The organism is Streptomyces sp. NPDC056373, from assembly GCF_042262425.1.
Lineage (GTDB): Bacteria > Actinomycetota > Actinomycetes > Streptomycetales > Streptomycetaceae > Streptomyces.
Genome location: NZ_JBHJPX010000031.1, coordinates 20,745 through 37,985, shown reverse-complemented (window position 1 = coordinate 37,985; position 17,241 = coordinate 20,745). Strand labels below are relative to the sequence as shown.

15 protein-coding genes are annotated in these 17,241 nt (G+C 74.1%); 11 read left to right on the top strand and 4 right to left on the bottom strand.

Going from position 1 to position 17,241, the window contains the following annotated elements:
• Positions 1-1,011: 1,011 nt before the first annotated feature.
• A complete protein-coding gene (locus ACFCXS_RS38520; protein ID WP_376647999.1) occupies positions 1,012-1,791 on the top strand; it encodes a tetratricopeptide repeat protein in 780 nt (259 codons plus the stop codon).
• A 154-nt stretch (positions 1,792-1,945) separates the two neighbouring features.
• Here ACFCXS_RS38520 and ACFCXS_RS38515 read toward each other — a convergent pair whose 3' ends face one another.
• Positions 1,946-3,238 (bottom strand): DUF1015 domain-containing protein, encoded by a 1,293-nt coding sequence (locus tag ACFCXS_RS38515; protein WP_376647995.1) that lies wholly within the window; start codon positions 3,236-3,238, stop codon positions 1,946-1,948.
• Positions 3,239-3,310: 72 nt separating this feature from the next.
• Between ACFCXS_RS38515 and ACFCXS_RS38510 the strand changes: the two genes are divergently transcribed.
• The 4 genes from ACFCXS_RS38510 (at position 3,311) to ACFCXS_RS38495 (ending at position 7,401) form a co-directional block, all read left to right on the top strand.
• Positions 3,311-4,342, top strand: coding sequence for an HAD hydrolase-like protein (locus ACFCXS_RS38510; protein ID WP_376647994.1), 1,032 nt, complete (start codon positions 3,311-3,313; stop codon positions 4,340-4,342).
• Positions 4,343-4,427: 85 nt separating this feature from the next.
• A complete protein-coding gene (locus tag ACFCXS_RS38505; RefSeq protein WP_376647993.1) occupies positions 4,428-5,471 on the top strand; it encodes a FecCD family ABC transporter permease in 1,044 nt (347 codons plus the stop codon).
• Positions 5,468-6,505 carry a FecCD family ABC transporter permease gene (locus tag ACFCXS_RS38500; RefSeq protein ID WP_376647992.1) on the top strand — a complete coding sequence of 346 codons (1,038 nt, stop codon included), beginning with the start codon at positions 5,468-5,470 and terminating at the stop codon, positions 6,503-6,505. The genes ACFCXS_RS38505 and ACFCXS_RS38500 overlap by 4 nt, the downstream gene beginning before the upstream one ends.
• On the top strand, positions 6,502-7,401 hold the full coding sequence (locus ACFCXS_RS38495) for an ABC transporter ATP-binding protein (protein WP_376647991.1): 900 nt from the start codon (positions 6,502-6,504) through the stop codon (positions 7,399-7,401). Before ACFCXS_RS38500 ends, ACFCXS_RS38495 begins: the two co-directional genes overlap by 4 nt.
• On the opposite strand, the gene ACFCXS_RS38490 is transcribed toward ACFCXS_RS38495, so the two are convergent.
• Positions 7,385-7,732: a sterol-binding protein gene (locus ACFCXS_RS38490; RefSeq protein ID WP_376647990.1), complete on the bottom strand. Its 348-nt coding sequence runs from the start codon at positions 7,730-7,732 to the stop codon at positions 7,385-7,387. The two genes, ACFCXS_RS38495 and ACFCXS_RS38490, sit on opposite strands and share 17 nt — an antisense overlap.
• Positions 7,733-7,774: 42 nt before the next feature.
• Between ACFCXS_RS38490 and ACFCXS_RS38485 the strand changes: the two genes are divergently transcribed.
• From ACFCXS_RS38485 to ACFCXS_RS38465, 5 genes are all read left to right on the top strand, one after another.
• Positions 7,775-8,050: a hypothetical protein gene (locus tag ACFCXS_RS38485; protein WP_376647989.1), complete on the top strand. Its 276-nt coding sequence runs from the start codon at positions 7,775-7,777 to the stop codon at positions 8,048-8,050.
• Between the two features lie 7 nt (positions 8,051-8,057).
• Positions 8,058-8,873, top strand: a complete 816-nt coding sequence (locus tag ACFCXS_RS38480; protein WP_376647988.1) for a TlyA family RNA methyltransferase — start codon at positions 8,058-8,060, stop codon at positions 8,871-8,873.
• Positions 8,870-9,775 carry an NAD kinase gene (locus ACFCXS_RS38475; protein WP_104778520.1) on the top strand — a complete coding sequence of 302 codons (906 nt, stop codon included), beginning with the start codon at positions 8,870-8,872 and terminating at the stop codon, positions 9,773-9,775. Before ACFCXS_RS38480 ends, ACFCXS_RS38475 begins: the two co-directional genes overlap by 4 nt.
• Positions 9,776-9,957: 182 nt before the next feature.
• Positions 9,958-11,676, top strand: a complete 1,719-nt coding sequence (recN, locus tag ACFCXS_RS38470; RefSeq protein WP_376647998.1) for a DNA repair protein RecN — start codon at positions 9,958-9,960, stop codon at positions 11,674-11,676.
• Between the two features lie 263 nt (positions 11,677-11,939).
• Complete coding sequence (locus ACFCXS_RS38465) at positions 11,940-13,082, top strand: glycosyltransferase family 4 protein (protein WP_376647987.1); 1,143 nt, start codon at positions 11,940-11,942, stop codon at positions 13,080-13,082.
• Positions 13,083-13,086: 4 nt separating this feature from the next.
• Here the strand turns inward: ACFCXS_RS38465 and ACFCXS_RS38460 are convergent, their stop codons facing one another.
• Entirely contained in the window at positions 13,087-14,733 is a 1,647-nt protein-coding gene (locus tag ACFCXS_RS38460; RefSeq protein ID WP_376647986.1) for a PucR family transcriptional regulator, read from the bottom strand.
• A 125-nt stretch (positions 14,734-14,858) separates the two neighbouring features.
• Here ACFCXS_RS38460 and ACFCXS_RS38455 point away from each other — a divergent pair, with 125 nt between their 5' ends.
• Positions 14,859-15,821, top strand: a complete 963-nt coding sequence (locus ACFCXS_RS38455; RefSeq protein WP_376647985.1) for an LLM class F420-dependent oxidoreductase — start codon at positions 14,859-14,861, stop codon at positions 15,819-15,821.
• A 13-nt stretch (positions 15,822-15,834) separates the two neighbouring features.
• On the opposite strand, the gene ACFCXS_RS38450 is transcribed toward ACFCXS_RS38455, so the two are convergent.
• Positions 15,835-17,217, bottom strand: coding sequence for an FAD-binding oxidoreductase (locus ACFCXS_RS38450; protein WP_376647984.1), 1,383 nt, complete (start codon positions 17,215-17,217; stop codon positions 15,835-15,837).
• Between the last annotated feature and the right edge of the window lie 24 nt (positions 17,218-17,241).

The following is a 17,241-nucleotide window of genomic DNA, read 5'->3' as shown; positions in this document are numbered from 1 at the left end:
GACCGTGACCGTGGACCGCGCAGGGACGATCGTGACCGGGGCGGGTTCCGTCGGGACGACCGCGGTGAGCGTCCGCCCTTCCGCCGTGACGACCGGGATGACCGTGGTGAGCGTCGCGACGACCGCGGTGAGCGTGGCGGCTTCCGGCGTGACGACAACCGTGGCGGTGGCTTCGGCCGGCGTGACGACCGTGACCGTGGACCGCGCAGGGACGATCGTGACCGGGGCGGGTTCCGTCGGGACGACCGCGGTGAGCGTCCGCCCTTCCGCCGTGACGACCGCGACAACCGCGGCGAGCGCCCCGCCTTCCGGCGCGACGACCGGCGTGACGACCGCAGGGACGACAGGCGCGACGACCGGCGTGGCGAGCGGCGAGACGGTGACCGCGGTGGGTTCCCCCGCCGTGACGACCGGGACCGTGGCGGATTCCGCCGCGACGACAACCGCGACCGCGGCTTCCGCAGTGATGACCGGGGCCGCCCGCGCGACGGCGACCGCGGTGACCGTGGCGGTTTCCGGCGAGACGACCGAGGTGGTTTCCGGGGCCGCGACGAGCGCCGTGATGAGCGTCGGGACGACCGGCGCGGGGACGACCGCCGTGGGGACGTCCGTCGGGGTGACGACCGTGGCGACCGCGGTGGCTTCCGGCGCGACGACAGCGGCCGGGGCGGGCGTCCCGGTTTCCGCCGCGAGGACGGCCCCCGTGGCGACCGCAGCGACTTCCGTCGGGACGACGCCCGCAGCGACTTCCGTCGGGACGACGCCCGTGGCGATCGCGGTGGGTTCCGTCGGGACGACACCCGAGGTGACCGTGGCGACCGTGGTGGGTTCCGCGGCCGGGACGACCGTGGTGGGCGCGGGCCCCGGCGTGACGACCGCGGTGACCGTGGCTTCCGGCGCGACGGCGATCGGCGTGACGGTGACCGGGGCGGTTTCCGCGGCCGGGACGACCGGGGTGGACCGGGCCGGTTCCGTGAGGACCGCGACCGGGACAGGGAGCCCATCAAGCGGCTGCCGATCCCCGAGGACGTCACGGGTGACGAGATCGACAAGGACGTACGGCAGGAGCTGCAGAGCCTGCCCAAGACGCTCGCGGACGATGTCGCCAGGAACCTCGTGATGGTCGCGCGGCTCCTCGACGAGGACCCCGAGGGTGCCTACGGCTACTCCAGGGTGGCGCTGCGGCTGGCGTCGAGGGTCGCCGCCGTGCGCGAGGCCGCCGGCTTCGCCGCGTACGCCAGCCAGAAGTACAGCGAGGCGCTGGCCGAGTTCCGGGCCGCCAAGCGGATGACCGGGAACATCGACCTGTGGCCCGTCATGGCCGACTGCGAGCGCGGGCTCGGCCGGCCGGAGAAGGCCCTGGACATGGCCGGGGCACCCGAGGTGCACAAGCTCGACAAGGCCGGTCAGGTCGAGATGCGGCTCGTCGCCGCCGGTGCCCGGCGGGACATGGGGCAGCTGGACGCGGCCATCGTGACGCTGCAGAGCCCCGAGCTGGCTGCGAACTCCGTGCAGCCGTGGACCGCGCGCCTGCGGTACGCCTACGCCGACGCCCTGCTCGCCGCAGGGCGGGAGAGCGAGGCGCGGGAGTGGTTCGCGAAGGCCGTCGAGGCCGACCGTGACGGCAGCACCGACGCGTCGGACCGGCTCGCCGAGCTGGATGGCGTGGAGTTCGTCGACGCCATGGTCGAGGTCGAGGACGACCAGGCTCCGGCCCCGCCGAAGGCGAACGAGGACGAGACCGAGAACGAGGCAGAGGCTGAGCCTGAAGCCGAGAGCGACAAGGACTGACGTCCGCAGGGTCCGACTGACGTCCCTGGGAAAGAACTGACGTCCGTAGGAGAAGGGGCGGGAGCCGGGCTGTGAGGCCTCGGGTCCCGCCCCTTCGTCATGTCGGCGCGTCCACTCGGTGTCGTGCCGGCGCCGGCTTCCGTCCTGTCGGAGGTCAGAGGTCCAGCGCCCGCAGCACCAGGCCCGTCGCCGGTTTCGGGCCGAACGACGTCGACTTGCGGGGCATCGTCACGCCCTGGCGGGCCAGCTCGCGGACGACCTCCTCGCGGACCGGGTGCATCAGGACGGCCGTGCCACCGTCGCGTTCCGCCTTCTCGACCGTCGCCGCCGTGTCGTGGATGTAGGCGATGTGCGCGGGGGAGTCCTCGGAGATGCGCCAGACATGTTCGAGGAGCGTGGCGTGCAGCACCGTCGCGTCCAGGGTGCGCCAGGCAGCGGGACGGTCGGCCGGGATCGTACGGGCCAGCAGGTCCGGGTCCGGGTGGTCGACGAGGTGGAAGGCGCCGTCGCCGGCCAGCAGGAACGCGTTGCCGGCGCAGGCCGCGTCGGCCAGTGTCTCCAATGCCTCGGCGAGTGGGGCGGCGAGGCGGCGCACGCGGAAGTGGCCCTCCAGGGCGGCCACCGCCTCGGCGACCGGCAGGTCGTGCAGGAGGCGGTGGATGGCGCGGACCCGGAGGGGGTAGCGGGCCGTGTCGACGAGGAGGACCAGGCCGTGGTCCCACGGGCTGGGGGAGGGGTGCTCCGCGCGCAGGCGCCGGTAGGTCGCCCAGCGGTGGTGGCCGTCGGCGATCAGGGCCTGGTGCCGGCCGAGGTCCGTCCGGATCGTGGCCAGGTCCCCGGGGGCGGTGACCGACCACAGGCGGTGGCGGAAGCCGTCCTCGGTGGTGGTGGCCAGGAGCGGCGGCCGGGCGGCGGTGCGCTCGATCAGATCCGCCGTGGCGGTCGTCGAGCCGTCGCCCCGGTAGGTGAGCAGGAGGGGTTCGAGGTTGGCCGAGGTGGCCCGCATGAGGGCCGCGCGGTCGGCGACGACGTGCGGCATGACGTCCTCGTGCGGCAGCACCAGCTGCTCCGACGGGTCCGACACGCGCAGGGCGCCGATGATGCCGCGCTGCAGCATGCCACCGCCGTCCTGCTGCTCGTAGACGTAGAGGCCCGGTTCCGGGTCGGTGGTGAGGACGCCCTCGGACAGCCAGCGGCGCAAGGTGTCGGCGGCCCGTTCGTTGCGGGCGCTGGGCGTGGCGGCCTGGGGGAGGATCAGACGGACGATGTTGTACGGGTCGGCGGACTCGAGGTGGTGCAGGCCGTCGGGGCGCACCACGACGTCGTACGGCGGAGATGTGACCGCGGCAAGGCTGCCGACCCGGTCGGGGTCGTAACGAAGGCCTCGGAACGGGGTGAGTTCCAGGCCTCGGTGCGCTGTTGCCTCCGAGTGACCTGCTGTGTTCATCCCGGCATCGTACGGCTGTCGGTGGCATGGGGGATGATCGGGGGAAAGCCGTCGAACGAGGAGCGATGCGGGATGAGCCGAAGCGTCAGGACGAGGCCCGAGGGCAGTGGGCAGGCCCTGAGCGAGGCGTACGACACGGCGCTGCTCGATCTGGACGGTGTGGTGTACGCGGGCGGGAGCGCGATCGCGCACGCGGTCGAGTCGCTGGCCACGGCCCGGGAGGGCGGGATGCGCCTGGCGTACGTGACGAACAACGCGCTGCGGACCCCCGACACCGTGGCCGGGCATCTGACGGACCTGGGGATACCGACGGACCCGGAGGACGTCATCACCTCGGCGCAGGCGGTCGCACGGCTGATCAGCGAGCAGGTGCCGCAGGGCGCCCGGGTGCTGGTGATCGGCGGTGAGGGGCTGCGGGTCGCGCTGCGCGAGCGGGGGCTCGTGCCCGTGGAGTCGGCGGACGACGATCCGGCGGCGGTGGTGCAGGGATTCGGCGGGCCCGATCTGCCGTGGGGCCGGTTCGCCGAGGCGTCCTACGCGGTGGCGCGGGGCGTGCCGTGGTTCGCGTCCAACACCGACCTGACGATTCCCAGCGGGCGTGGCATCGCCCCGGGCAACGGGGCCGCGGTGGAGGTCGTCCGGATCGCGACGGGTGCACAGCCGCAGGTCGCGGGCAAGCCGTTGCCCCCGATGCACCGGGAGACCATTCTGCGGACCGGGGCGCAGCGGCCGTTGGTGGTCGGGGACCGGCTGGACACGGACATCGAGGGCGCGTTCAACGGGGAGGTCGACTCGCTGCTCGTCCTGACCGGCGTGACCGACGGCGCGCAGCTGCTGGCCGCGCCGCCGCAGCACCGGCCGACGTATGTGGACGCCGATCTGCGCGGGATGCTCGCCGGTCAGCCGGAGGTCGTCGCGGCGGGCGAGGGCGGCTTCCGGTGCGGGGGCTGGACGGCGACGGCCGGGGCGGACCGGCTGGAGCTCGACGGGGAGGGCGAGGCCCTGGACGGGCTGCGCGCGCTGTGTGCCGTGGCGTGGACGGCGGCTGGTGAGGGTGTGTGCGAGCTGGACGGGGAGAAGGCGCTGGCGCGGCTGGGAATCTGAGCGTCTGTCAGCGCCCGGGCCGGGTACCGCGGCGGGGCGGGACACCGAATCTTGCCCGAATGCGAGGGTAGGCTAACCTAACTACGTGTTGGTCGAGAGTCCCCCCGAACAGCGCGCGGAGACCGCCCCCGCGCCCCCGACCCGACGGGCGGTCCGAGCCTTCGGGCTCCTCCTGTCCGTGGCGATCCTGGTGCTCGTCGCGCTGGCGAGTATCGCGATCGGAGCGAAAGAGCTGTCCCTCGGCCAGGTCTGGCACGGCTTGTTCGAGGACTCGGGTACCTACGGCGACGTCGTCGTGGCGGAGCGGGTGTCGCGGACTCTGCTCGGGCTGCTCGCAGGAGCCGCGCTCGGTCTGGCCGGGGCGGTCCTGCAGGCACTCACGCGCAACCCGCTGGCCGATCCCGGACTGCTCGGCATCAACGCCGGTGCCTCCGCCGCGGTCGTCACGGCCATCACGTATTTCGGGGTCACCTCACTGAGCGGCTACGTCTGGTTCGCGTTCTTCGGCGCGGCCGCGGTCGGGGCACTGGTCTGGTTCCTCGGCGGCAGCCGCGGCGCCACGCCGGTGCGGCTCGCGCTCGCCGGCACGGCCATCAGCGCCGCGCTGTACGGCTACCTCCAGGCCGTGATGATCATGGACGAGGCGGCGCTCGGCAAGATGCGCTTCTGGACGGTCGGTTCGCTGGCCTCGGCGACGAACTCGACCATCACGCAGGTCCTGCCGTTCCTGCTGACCGGCACGGCCCTGGCCCTGGCCCTTGCCCGCCCGCTCAACGCGCTGGCCATGGGCGACGACACCGCCAAGGCCCTGGGTGCCGACCTCAACCGCACCCGGGCGCTGTCGATGCTGGCCGCGACCGTGCTGTGCGGTGCCGCGACCGCCGCCTGCGGGCCGATCGTGTTCGTCGGGCTGATGGTGCCGCACGTGGTGCGCTCCTTCACCGGACCCGACCTGCGCTGGATCCTGCCGTACGCGGCGATCCTGTCGCCCGTGCTGCTGCTCGGCGCCGATGTCCTCGGCCGGATCGTGGCCCGGCCCTCGGAGCTCCAGGTGGGCATCGTCACCGCGATCCTCGGCGGTCCGGTGTTCATCTTTCTCGTACGACGGCGGAGGACGGCGCAGCTGTGAAGACCACCAACCGTGTCGTGCGGACCGGCGGGCTCTCCGTACGCCTGGACGTGCGGGCCCTCGTCGTCGTGCTCCTGCTGCTCGTCGCGGCGCTCGTGGCGAGTGTCGTGCTCATCGGCACCGGCGACTTCCCGATCCCGGCCGCCGACGTGCTGCGGACGCTGGTCGGCGAGGGCAATCCGGGCCAGGAGTTCATCGTCAACGAGCTGCGGCTGCCACGGGTCCTGGTCGGGCTGCTGGTCGGAGCCTCGCTGGGACTGGGCGGCGCGCTCTTCCAGGCCATCTCCCGCAACCCGCTGGGCAGTCCGGACGTGCTCGGTCTCGGGCAGGGGGCGACGGCCGGGGCGCTCGCGGTGATCGTGCTGACCTCGGGCAGCGCCAACCAGGTCGCCGCCGGGGCGCTGCTCGGCGGTCTGGTGACCGGGCTCGCCATCTACCTGCTCGCCTGGAAACGGGGCGTGCACGGCTACCGGCTGGTCCTGGTCGGCATCGGCGTCTCCGCGATCGTCACGGCGGTCAACGGTTATCTGCTCACCAAGTCGGACATCGTGGACGCCGCCCGCGCGGTGGTGTGGATGACCGGGTCCCTCGACGGCCGCGACTGGGACCAGGTATGGCCCCTGCTCGCCCTGACCGCCGTACTGGTGCCGCTCGTCCTGGTCAACGCGCGCGGGCTGCGCATGACGGAGATGGGCGACGACGCGTCGTACGCCCTCGGGGTGCGGGTCGAGCGCGTGCGGCTGCTGCTCATGGTGGCGGCCGTGCTGCTCACCGCGTCCGCCACCGCCGCGGCCGGTCCCGTCAGCTTCGTGGCGCTCACCGCGCCGCAGCTGGCCCGGCGCCTGACCCGTTCGCCCGGGCCGAACCTGCTGCCCTCGCTGTGCATGGGCGCCACCCTGCTGGTCGTCGCCGACTGGGTCTCGCAGCGGGCCTTCGGCGCCGAGCAGCTGCCCGTGGGCGTGGTGACCGGTGTGCTCGGCGGGGTGTACCTGCTGTGGCTGCTGGTCAGCGAGCGCCGGGCGGGCCGGATATGAGCGCCGGGGTGGAGAAGAACACCAGCGGACTGAACTACCAAGGGAGCACCGTGAACCGCCTGTCCGCCGAGAACGTCACCCTCGCCTACGACCAGCGGGTCATCGCCGAGCAGCTGTCGGTGGAGATACCCGACCAGTCGTTCACGGTGATCGTCGGCCCCAACGCCTGCGGCAAGTCGACGCTGCTGCGGGCGCTGTCGCGGATGCTCAAGCCGAGCCGGGGCCGGGTGCTGCTGGACGGGAACGTCATCCAGTCGATGCCCGCGAAGAAGGTCGCGCGGACCCTCGGTCTGCTGCCCCAGTCGTCCGTCGCGCCCGACGGCATCACGGTCGCCGACCTCGTCGGCCGCGGCCGCTACCCGCACCAGGGCCTCCTGCGCCAGTGGTCCGCCGAGGACGAGCGGGTCGTGCAGGAGTCCATGCGGCGCACGGGCGTCGCCGAGCTCGGCGACCGCTACGTCGACGAACTCTCGGGCGGCCAGCGCCAGCGCGTGTGGATCGCCATGGCCCTCGCCCAGCAGACGCCCCTGCTGCTGCTCGACGAGCCGACGACCTACCTGGACATCCAGCACCAGATCGACGTCCTGGACCTGTGCGCGGAGCTGCACGAGGAGCAGGGCCGCACGCTCGTCGCCGTGCTGCACGACCTGAACCACGCCGCCCGCTACGCCACCCACCTCATCGCCCTGCGCGAGGGCCGGGTCATCGCCGAAGGCGCGCCCAAGGACATCGTCACGGCCGAGCTGGTCGAGGAGGTCTTCGGGCTGCGCTGCCAGGTCATCGACGACCCGGAGACGGGCACACCGCTGGTCGTGCCGGCGGCCCGCAAGGCCCGCGTTCCGAGCACGGCCGGGCAGGGGACGGCCGGGCAGCTCGCGGCTACAGAAGCTTCCTGAGCTGGAGCAGGTCACGCACACCGGCGTGCAGCTTCACCCGGCCCGAGCCCCAGGCCTTGGCGAAGTTCAGCTCGCCGCCGACCAGGGCCACCAGGTCGTCGCCGGTCATGGCGAGTCTGATCTCGGCCTTGCCGGGCGGCGGCCCCTGCACGGTGTCGTGCACCTCGATCCGCCCGCCGCGCATCCGGCCGGCGAAGGTGACGTCGAGGTCCGTGATGTGACAGCTCACCGAGCGGTCCATGCCCGCGGCGTCGCGGACGTCCCCTTCGGCGCGCTGCATGTTGTCCGAGAGCTTGTCGAGTGCGCTGCGGCACTCCTCGATCGTGGCCATCGCGGTCGACGGTACCGCAGCGGTTCGCGGTAGCGTCGGGGCATGGACGACGCAGTTCCCGAGGCCCCTCCGGCGGCGGAGGAGGAGCCGGCGTACGACCCCGCCGCCCCCGCTCCCCTGAACGTGCCCCGCACGCCCACCGGCGACGCCGGGGTGGACGTGGCCCTGGACCGGCTCGGCGACGCGGACCACCTCGCCACGGACGGGCATCTCGAGGTGTACGAGGATGTACACCGGGGGCTGCGCGACGCGCTCACCGCGCTCGACGTACGCCCGGGACCTCCGGGGCCCCCGATGCCGAACGCACCTAGGAGCTGAACCGAACGTGGCAGGAGTCGCACGTCGCCGTCTGGACGCGGAGCTGGTCCGCCGGAAGCTCGCGCGCTCGCGTGAGCACGCCGCGCAGCTGATCGCCGCGGGGCGGGTCTCCGTCGGCAAGACCGTCGCGACGAAACCCGCCACGCAGGTGGAGACCGCGGCCGCGATCGTGGTGACCCAGGACGACAGCGACCCCGACTACGTCTCGCGCGGCGGTCACAAGCTGGCCGGCGCGCTCGCGGTGTTCGGCCCTCAGGGGCTGGTCGTCGAGGGGCGCAGGGCGCTGGACGCGGGCGCGTCCACCGGCGGTTTCACCGACGTCCTGCTCCGGGCGGGCGCCGCCCATGTCGTCGCCGTGGACGTCGGATACGGACAACTCGCGTGGTCCCTTCAGAAGGATGAACGCGTCACCGTCAAGGACCGTACGAACGTACGCGAGTTGACGCTTGAAGCGATCGATGGGGAGCCAGTGGATCTTGTCGTGGGGGATCTGTCCTTCATCCCGCTCGGGCTGGTCCTGCCCGCCCTGGTGCGGTGCGTGAAACCGGACGCCGATCTGGTGATGATGGTCAAGCCGCAGTTCGAGGTCGGTAAGGAGCGCCTCGGCAGCGGGGGAGTGGTGCGCAGCACCCAGCTGCGGGCCGAAGCGGTACGGGGGGTGGCCGAGAAGGCCTGGGGGCTGGGGCTCGGGGTGAAGGGTGTGACGGCCAGTCCGCTGCCCGGGCCGTCGGGCAATGTCGAATACTTTCTCTGGCTGCGGTCCGGGGCACCGGAACTGGACCCGGCCGAGGCAGACCGTGCAGTGGCGGAGGGGCCGCGTTGACCGAGAACCGAGCTCGTACTGTTTTCCTGCTCGCTCACACGGGCCGGCCCGCGGCCGTGCGCAGTGCCGAGCTCGTCGTGAAGGGGCTGCTGCGCTCCGGCCTCGGTGTGCGCGTCCTGGAGGCCGAGGCGCGCGACCTGCCGCTGCCGTCGGAGGTGGAGCTGGTCAGGGAGGCCACCCCGCAGTGCCTCGACGGCTGTGAGCTGCTGATCGTGCTGGGTGGCGACGGCACGCTGCTGCGCGGCGCCGAGTTCGCCCGGGCGTCGGGCGTGCCGATGCTCGGCGTCAACCTCGGGCGCGTCGGGTTCCTCGCGGAGGCCGAGCGGGACGACCTCGACAAGGTCGTCGACCGGGTGGTGACCAAGGCGTACGAGGTCGAGGAGCGGATGACCGTCGACGTCGTGGTGCACCAGAACGGCGACATCGTGCACACGGACTGGGCGCTGAACGAGGCGGCCGTGCAGAAGGTGTCCGCCGAGCGGATGCTGGAGATCGTCCTGGAGATCGACGGACGGCCGGTCACGGGCTTCGGCTGCGACGGGATCGTGTGCGCCACGCCCACCGGGTCGACGGCGTACGCCTTCTCGGCCGGCGGGCCGGTGGTGTGGCCGGAGGTGGAGGCGCTGCTGATGGTGCCGATCTCCGCGCACGCGCTGTTCGCCAAGCCGCTCGTGACATCGCCGGATTCCGTGTTGGCTGTGGAGGTTCTGCCCCACATTCCGCCCGGTGTGCTGTGGTGCGACGGGCGGCGGACGGTGGAGTTGCCCGCCGGGGCGCGGGTGGAGGTGCGGCGGGGAGCCGTGCCGGTGCGGCTGGCGCGGCTGCATCACGCGTCCTTCACGGACCGGCTGGTGGCCAAGTTCGCGCTGCCCGTTTCCGGGTGGCGGGGCGCCCCTCATTAGCCTGGTCGTTCGCCGTTGGCGGGTGCGGGGCATCTGTGGCTCGTCGCGCCCACGCGGCGGAGCCGCATATCGATACAGCCCCGCGCCCCCGAGAAGCCGATCACCACTCTCGCGGGTGACAGGGGCGGGCCAGTCGCACTCGCCCGCCATGACCTCGTAAGGTCGTGTCCGTGTTGGAGGAGATGCGGATACGGTCGCTCGGCGTGATTGACGACGCCGTGGTCGAGCTGTCGCCCGGGTTCACCGCGGTCACCGGTGAGACGGGTGCGGGCAAGACCATGGTGGTCACCAGCCTGGGGTTGCTGCTGGGCGGGCGGGCCGACCCCGCGCTCGTGCGGATCGGGGCCGGCAAGGCCGTCGTGGAGGGGCGCATCACCGTTCCCCGCGACGCCACGGCCGCGGTGCGCGCCGAGGAGGCCGGGGCCGAGCTGGACGACGGGGCCCTGCTGATCAGCCGTACCGTCTCCGCCGAGGGGCGCTCGCGGGCGCACCTGGGAGGCCGCAGCGTTCCCGTGGGCGTGCTCGCCGAGCTCGCCGACGAGCTGGTGGCCGTGCACGGGCAGACCGACCAGCAGGGGCTGCTCAAGCTGTCCCGGCAGCGGCAGGCGCTCGACCGGTACGCGGGCGACGCGGTCGGCGGGCCGCTGGCCAAGTACGGCGAGGCGTACAAGCGGCTGCGCGCCGTGGCGACCGAGCTCGACGAGATCACCACCCGGGCGCGGGAACGGGCCCAGGAGGCCGACCTGCTGCGCTTCGGGCTCGACGAGATCGCCGCCGTCGAACCCCGGGCCGGTGAGGACGTGGAGCTGGCCGAGGAGGCCGAGCGGCTCGGGCACGCCGAGGCGCTGGCATCCGCCGCGGCGGCCGCGCACGCCGCCCTCGCGGGCAACCCGGAGGATCCGGAGGGCGTCGACGCCGGGACCCTCGTCGCGGGCGCCCAGCGGGCCCTGGACGCCGTACGGTCGCACGACTCGGCGCTGGCCGCGCTCGCCGACCGCGTCGGGGAGATCGGGATCCTGCTGCGCGACGCGGCGGGCGACCTGGCGGGGTACGCCGACGACCTGGACGCCGATCCGCTGCGGCTCGCGGCCGTCGAGGAGCGGCGGGCCGCGCTCACCGGGCTGACCCGGAAGTACGGCGAGGACATCGCCACCGTGCTGGCCTGGGCCGAGCAGAGCGCGGCGCGGCTCACCGAACTCGACGGCGACGACGAGCGGATCGGGGAGCTGACCGCCGAGCGGGACGCGCTGCGATCCGAACTGGGCGGGCTGGCACAGGCGTTGACGGACGCCCGGACGGAGGCCGCCGAGCGGTTCGCCGCCGCCGTCACCGCCGAGCTGGCCTCGCTCGCCATGCCGCACGCGCGCGTGTCCTTCGACATCCGGCAGACCGAGGACCCCGACGGCGTCGAGGTCGGCGGCCGTCCGGTCGCCTACGGCCCCGCGGGCGCCGACGAGGTCGAGCTGCTGCTGGCCCCGCACCCGGGCGCGCCGCCCCGGCCGATCGCCAAGGGCGCGTCCGGCGGTGAGCTGTCCCGGGTGATGCTGGCCGTGGAGGTCGTGTTCGCGGGGACGGATCCCGTGCCGACGTACCTCTTCGACGAGGTCGACGCCGGGGTCGGCGGCAAGGCGGCGGTCGAGATCGGCCGGCGGCTCGCGCGGCTGGCGAAGACCGCACAGGTCGTGGTCGTGACGCACCTGCCCCAGGTGGCTGCCTTCGCCGACCGGCAGCTGCTGGTCGAGAAGACCAACGACGGGTCCGTGACCCGCTCCGGCGTCAAGGTCCTGGAGGGCGAGGACCGGGTCCGGGAGCTGTCCCGCATGCTCGCCGGCCAGGAGGACTCCGAGACGGCCCGGGCGCACGCCGAGGAGCTGCTCGCGGCTGCCAGGGCGGACGCCTAGCACCTGTCGTTCGGACATGTCGGTGGCGCGGCTCCCGAGTCGGAGGCCGCGCCACCGGCGGTGGCACGGCGAGGCCGGGCGGGTCGCCCGATTTCACTCGTGTGGGTGACCCGGCCCGGCGCACATCCCCGATGCCGCGCCACCGCTGTCGCGTCGCGGGGGCTCCGGCGTTCCCGGAACACCCTTATGTCCTGGCATCCTTGGCGGAGTACGCGTGCGAAACCGCGTCGTGACCGCCCGACCCGAACCAGGAGCCCGGCCACGTGACCCCCGTGAGCAGCCACTCACCGCACGGCCAATCGCCGCTGCGCACCGTGCAGGTGCTGGGCGGAGGCAATGCCGCCAGCAGTGCGCATGTGCGCTCGCTGGCCGCGGGGCTCGTCGCGCGGGGCGTGAAAGTCACGGTGTGCGCCCCTTATGAGGCCGATCGCGCCTATGACTTCAGCGGAGTCGGCGCCGACCACGTGCACGTGCCGCGCGCCAGCGACCCGGTGTCGGTGGCGGCCCTGCGCGCCGCCTGCGCCCACGCCGATCTGGTGCACGCGCACGGCCTGCACGCCTCCTTCCGTACCGTCCTCGCCCTCAGCGGGCGGCGCGTGCACACACCGCTGGTGGTGACGTGGCACGACCGGGCGCACGCCGAGGGGGCCCGTGCCCACATGCTGCGGGTGCTGGAGCGCAGGGTCGTGAAGGCGGCCACCGTCGTGCTGGGCACGACCTCGCCGCTCGTGGACCGGGCCCGGCTCACCGGCGCGCGCGACGCCCGGCTCGCGGCCGTCGCGCTGCCCGGCCCCCGAAGCCCCCGCGAACCCGACGACCCCGACCGGCTGCGGCCCAAGGTGCGCGCCGAACTCGGCGCCATCGGCAGGCCGTTGCTGATGGCCGTCGGCTCCCTGGAACGGCACCGCGGGTACGACGTGCTGCTGGACGCCGCGCGCGTCTGGCGCCGGCTCGATCCCGTGCCGCTGGTCGTGATCGCCGGGGAGGGGCCGCTGCGCGGTGAACTCCAGGGCCGGATCGAGGAGGAGGGGCTGCCGGTCCGGCTCATCGGGCGGCGCGACGACATCGCCGACCTGCTCGCCGCCGCCGACCTCGCCCTGCTGCCGAGCCGTTGGGAGGCCCGCTCCGTCCTCGCCCAGGAGGCCCTCCACGCGCGCGTGCCGCTCGTCGCGACGGAGGTCGGCGGCATCCCCGAACTCGTCGGCGACGCGGCCGAACTCGTCCCGTACGGTGACGCGAAGGCCCTCGCCGATGCCGTCGTACGGCTGCTCGACGACCCGGCACGCCGGGAACTGCTGACGGCCAGGGGCGCCCGGCAGGCCGCCACCTGGCCGACCGAGGACGAGACGGTCGCCCAGGTGCTGAGCGTGTACGACGAGCTGACACAGCTCCGCCCCCTCACGTAGAGCGCTACGGGACGTGCCTGCGGGCCCGTAGGGCCAGGCTCAGGGCCAGGACCGTCTGCGGGTCGTCGAGGTCCGTGCCCAGCAACTCCCCGATGCGGGCCAGGCGGTTGTAGAGGGTCTGCCGGTTCAGGTGCAGCTCCCGGGCCGTCTCCGCCTTGCGTCCCGCGTGGGCCAGGTAGGTCGTCAGCGTGGGCAGCAGCGGCGGCCGGGAACGGCGGTCGTGTTCCAGCAGCGGGCCCAGGGCGCGGTCGACGAAGGCGGCCAGGTCCGGGTGGTCGCGCAGCCGCCACAGCAGCAGGTCGATGTCGAGCCGGCGGGCGTCGTACCAGGGCCGGTCCGCGAGTCCCTGGGCCGCCGTGGCCGTCTCCGCCGCGTGCCGCAGGCCCGCGGCCACCGCCGGCCAGCCACCGGCCGTCCCCACGACCACCACCGGCGGCTGCCCGCCCGGCCGCGGCATCCCGGCCCGGCCCGCACCTGCCCGCAGCGCCGCCGCGACCCGGTCCGCGACCGCCGCCCGCTCCGACTCCGCGCGCAGCCCGAGCAGCACCAGCACACGGCCCTCCAGCGGCCGCACGCCGAGCAGTACCGGCACGCCCACCGAGGCCAGCTCCTCCGAGATCGCCCGGGCCGGCACGGCCCAGCCTCCCCCGCCCGGGGACAGGGCTTCCCCGAGCCGCATGACCACCGGCAGCAGCGGCCCCTCGCCCGGCCGGAAGCCCAGCACGCGGGCCTGCGCCGGGGCGTCCTCGGCCGTCACCCGGCCCTCGGCGAGGTCGGTGAGGAAGTCGCCGCGTCCGCGCGCCGCCAGCTCCTCCTCCTGGCGCGCCTGCATCAGCACCACGGCCAGGATTCCCGCGGCCCGTTCGGCCGCCATCCGGTGCACCGGCGCCAGGGGAGTGCGCACCGGCAGCAGGACGAGACGTGCCCGGACGCCGCCGCTGCCGGGCCCGCCGCCCGGCACGTCCACCAGGACGGACCCCGCGAGCGGCGGCTCGTCCTTGTGCTGACCGCGCAGCCCCTCCCACACCTGGAGCGGGTCCGCGCCCTCGGGACCGGCCCCGGCGGCGTAGAGCAACTGCCCGTCCGCCGTCTCCAGGAACACGGGGTTGCCCGCGAAGTCGGCCAGGATGCCGAGGACCTGCGGCACGCCGCCACCGCCCAGCACGGCCTGGGTGCAGCGCCGGTGCACCTCCTCGGCCCGCTGCAGCAGGGCGTAGTGGCCGTTGACGATCTCGGTGTGCACCTCCTCCGTGACCGTGACGAACGCCACCTCGCGGTGCAGTTGGACCAGCGGCAGCCCGGCCGCGCGCGCCGTGTCGACGAGGGCGGCGGGCAGCCGGGTGAAGCGTGGGCCGAGCTCCACGACCAGGGCCGCGATGCCACGCTCGGCCAGGGTGCGTACGAACGCCCGCTGTTCGGCGGGGCGGGTGCCCAGCCCGTAGCCCGTGGTCAGCAGCAGCTCTCCGCCCTTGAGCAGCGAGGCGATGTGCGGCACCTCGCCCGCGTGCACCCAGCGCACGGTCCGCCCGAGCCGCTCGGCACCCGCCAGCACCTCGGGCAGCCCGCTGCGCAGCCCCGGCAGCTCCAGCGCCCGCCGCACGGTGATCCCGGCGCCCTGTGTGTCGTGCGCGCTGTCCGTCCCGCTGTCCATGTGCCGGACGCTACCCGCGCGGGTGCCTCACGGACATCTCCGAAGGGGCAGCGGGACGATCACCGCCGGGGCCCCGGGGTGGATCGCCCCGGATTACGGGGTGATCGGCCGGGTAGGGCGCCGTCATGGACATGAGCGTGGTCGCGGTGGGGCGGGAGGACGACGGTCCGCTCGAGGAGCCGTTGCGGGTCGCGGTACTCGCCGACCGGCTCGGGTACCGGGAGGTGTGGGCGGGCGAGGGACCCACGTGGGACTCCTTCGTCCTGGCCGCGGCGATCGGCGCGGCCACCGAGCAGGTCGCGCTGACCGCCGGGCCCGTGCCGGTGTCGGTGAGGGACCCGCTCACGATCGTGCGGGGCGCCGCCTCGGCCGCGGCCGTCACCGGCCGGCCCGTCGGAGTGGCCCTGGGCACGTCCAGCAAGCGCGTCGTCGAGGGCGTGCACGGCCGACCGCGCACCCGGCCCGCCGCCGCCCTCGCGGAGTCGGCGGCGGCCGTGCGGACGCTGATGCACAGTGTGCCCGGCGAGCCCGTCGTGCCCGGCAGCGGCTTACTGCGCCGGCTGCCGCCGCCCGGAGGAACGGTCACCGTCGCGGCGTTCGGGGAGCGGGCGGTGGCCGCGGCCGTCGCGCACGCCGACCGGATGCTGCTCGACCTCGTCTCGCCCGAGCAGGTCCGGATGCTGCGGGCCAGGATGCTCGCCGCCGCCGCGGAGGCGGGCCGTACACCACCGCGGCTGGCCGCCTGGCTGCCCGCCGCCGTCGACCCGGAGCCGGAGTCGCTCGCGCAGGTCCTGCGCAGTGTCGTGGGCTACCTCGCCGTGCCGGGCTACAGCGACATGTTCGTCGACGCGGGGTTCGCCGCAGTCGTCGAGCTGGCCGCCAAGGGCGCCGACCCGGACACCCTGCTGCGGGCCCTGCCGCCGGAGGCCGCCGGCACCATCGCCCTGGTCGGCGACACGGACACCGTCCGCGCCCGCATCGCCGCCTACGCCGAGGCCGGACTCGACGAGATCGCCCTGGTCCCGGCCACGGCGGGCGACCCGGCGGGAGAGCGCACCCTGACGGCGCTCAAGCCGACGGCGCCCTGATCGGCGCGGCCCCTCAGGCCGGTGTGATGTTGTGGTTGAAACGGAAGACGTTGTCCGGGTCGTACTGCCGCTTCACCTCCGCCAGCCGCCGGGTGTTCTCCGCACCCAGGCCGGCCACCACGCGGTCGCCGCCCTCGTTCCCGATGAAGTTGAGATAGACGTCGCCGGTGCTCCACGGCCGTACGTCGGCGCGCACGTCCCGGACCCACCGCACGCACCGCTCGTCGTCCGCCGGGTCCTCCCAGATCCCGAAGGGATGGACCGCCCAGGGCGCGTCCCGGAACGGCACCGGGTACTCGCGCGGTCCGGCCGCGATCGCCCCGCCCTGCGGGAACAGCACGTGCTGGGTGCCCGTCGGTACGGGCACCGACGAGGCCAGGGCACAGAAGACGTCCACGAAGTCGTCGGGCGCGGACCCGAGGTACTCCGCCGACCAGTAGTTCCGCATCCCGGGCGGATCGTCCAGCATGCACTGGACGTCGGCGTACGGCATCGGCCCCACGATCTCGGCCTCGTGCGGCAGCGCGAGCAGGGGCTGGGCGACCTTGCGCATGTCGTCCTCACCGCCGGCGTACGTCAGCAGCGCCCCGCACACCAGCCGGCCGACCAGGTGCCCGGGGACGAACTCCTCCGGCGGGCCGGTGAAGTAGAGGACGCCGCCGCCCGCCTCGTCCGGCCCGGCCGTGATCACCTCGCGGAAGGTCCGTACGACGTCCGGGCCGTGCTCCGGCAGGTACAGGACCATCGCGATGGAGAACTCGGGCAGTTCGTGCAGCCGCAGCGTGAGGGCCGTGGCGACGCCGAAGTTCCCGCCGCCGCCGTGCAGGGCCCAGAACAGCTCCGGGTTCTCGTCGGCGCTCGCGTGGACGCGGCCGCCGTCGGCGGTGACGAGCTCGGCGCCGAGCAGGTTGTCGACGGCGAGCCCGCACCAGCGGTCCAGCCAGCCGGTGCCGCCGCCCAGCACGAAGCCGCCGACTCCGGTCGTGGAGGCGCGGCCCCCGGTCGTCGCCAGGCCGTACGGCTCGGTGGCCCGGTCCAGATGGCTCATCGTGGCCCCGCCGGCGACACGGGCCGCCTGTCCTGCCGGGTCCACCACCACCGCGTGCATCCGGCGCAGGTCGATCACCATGCCGCCGTCGTTGAGAGCCATGCCCGCCACGCTGTGGCCGCCGCCGCGCACCGCGACAGGCAGCCCGAGGTCTCTGGCGCATCGCACGGCCCGCACCACGTCGTCCACGGTCTCGCACTGGACGATCACCGCGGGACGCCGGTCGATCATGACGTTGAAGACGGCCCGGGCCTCGTCGTAGCGCGGGTCCTCAGGGGCGAAGACGTCCCCGGTCAGTTCTGCGCGAAGCGCGGCGAGGGCCGCGCCCGCCTTCGAGAGGGAAGCCATGGCCGCCCCCTTCCACAAAGGGGC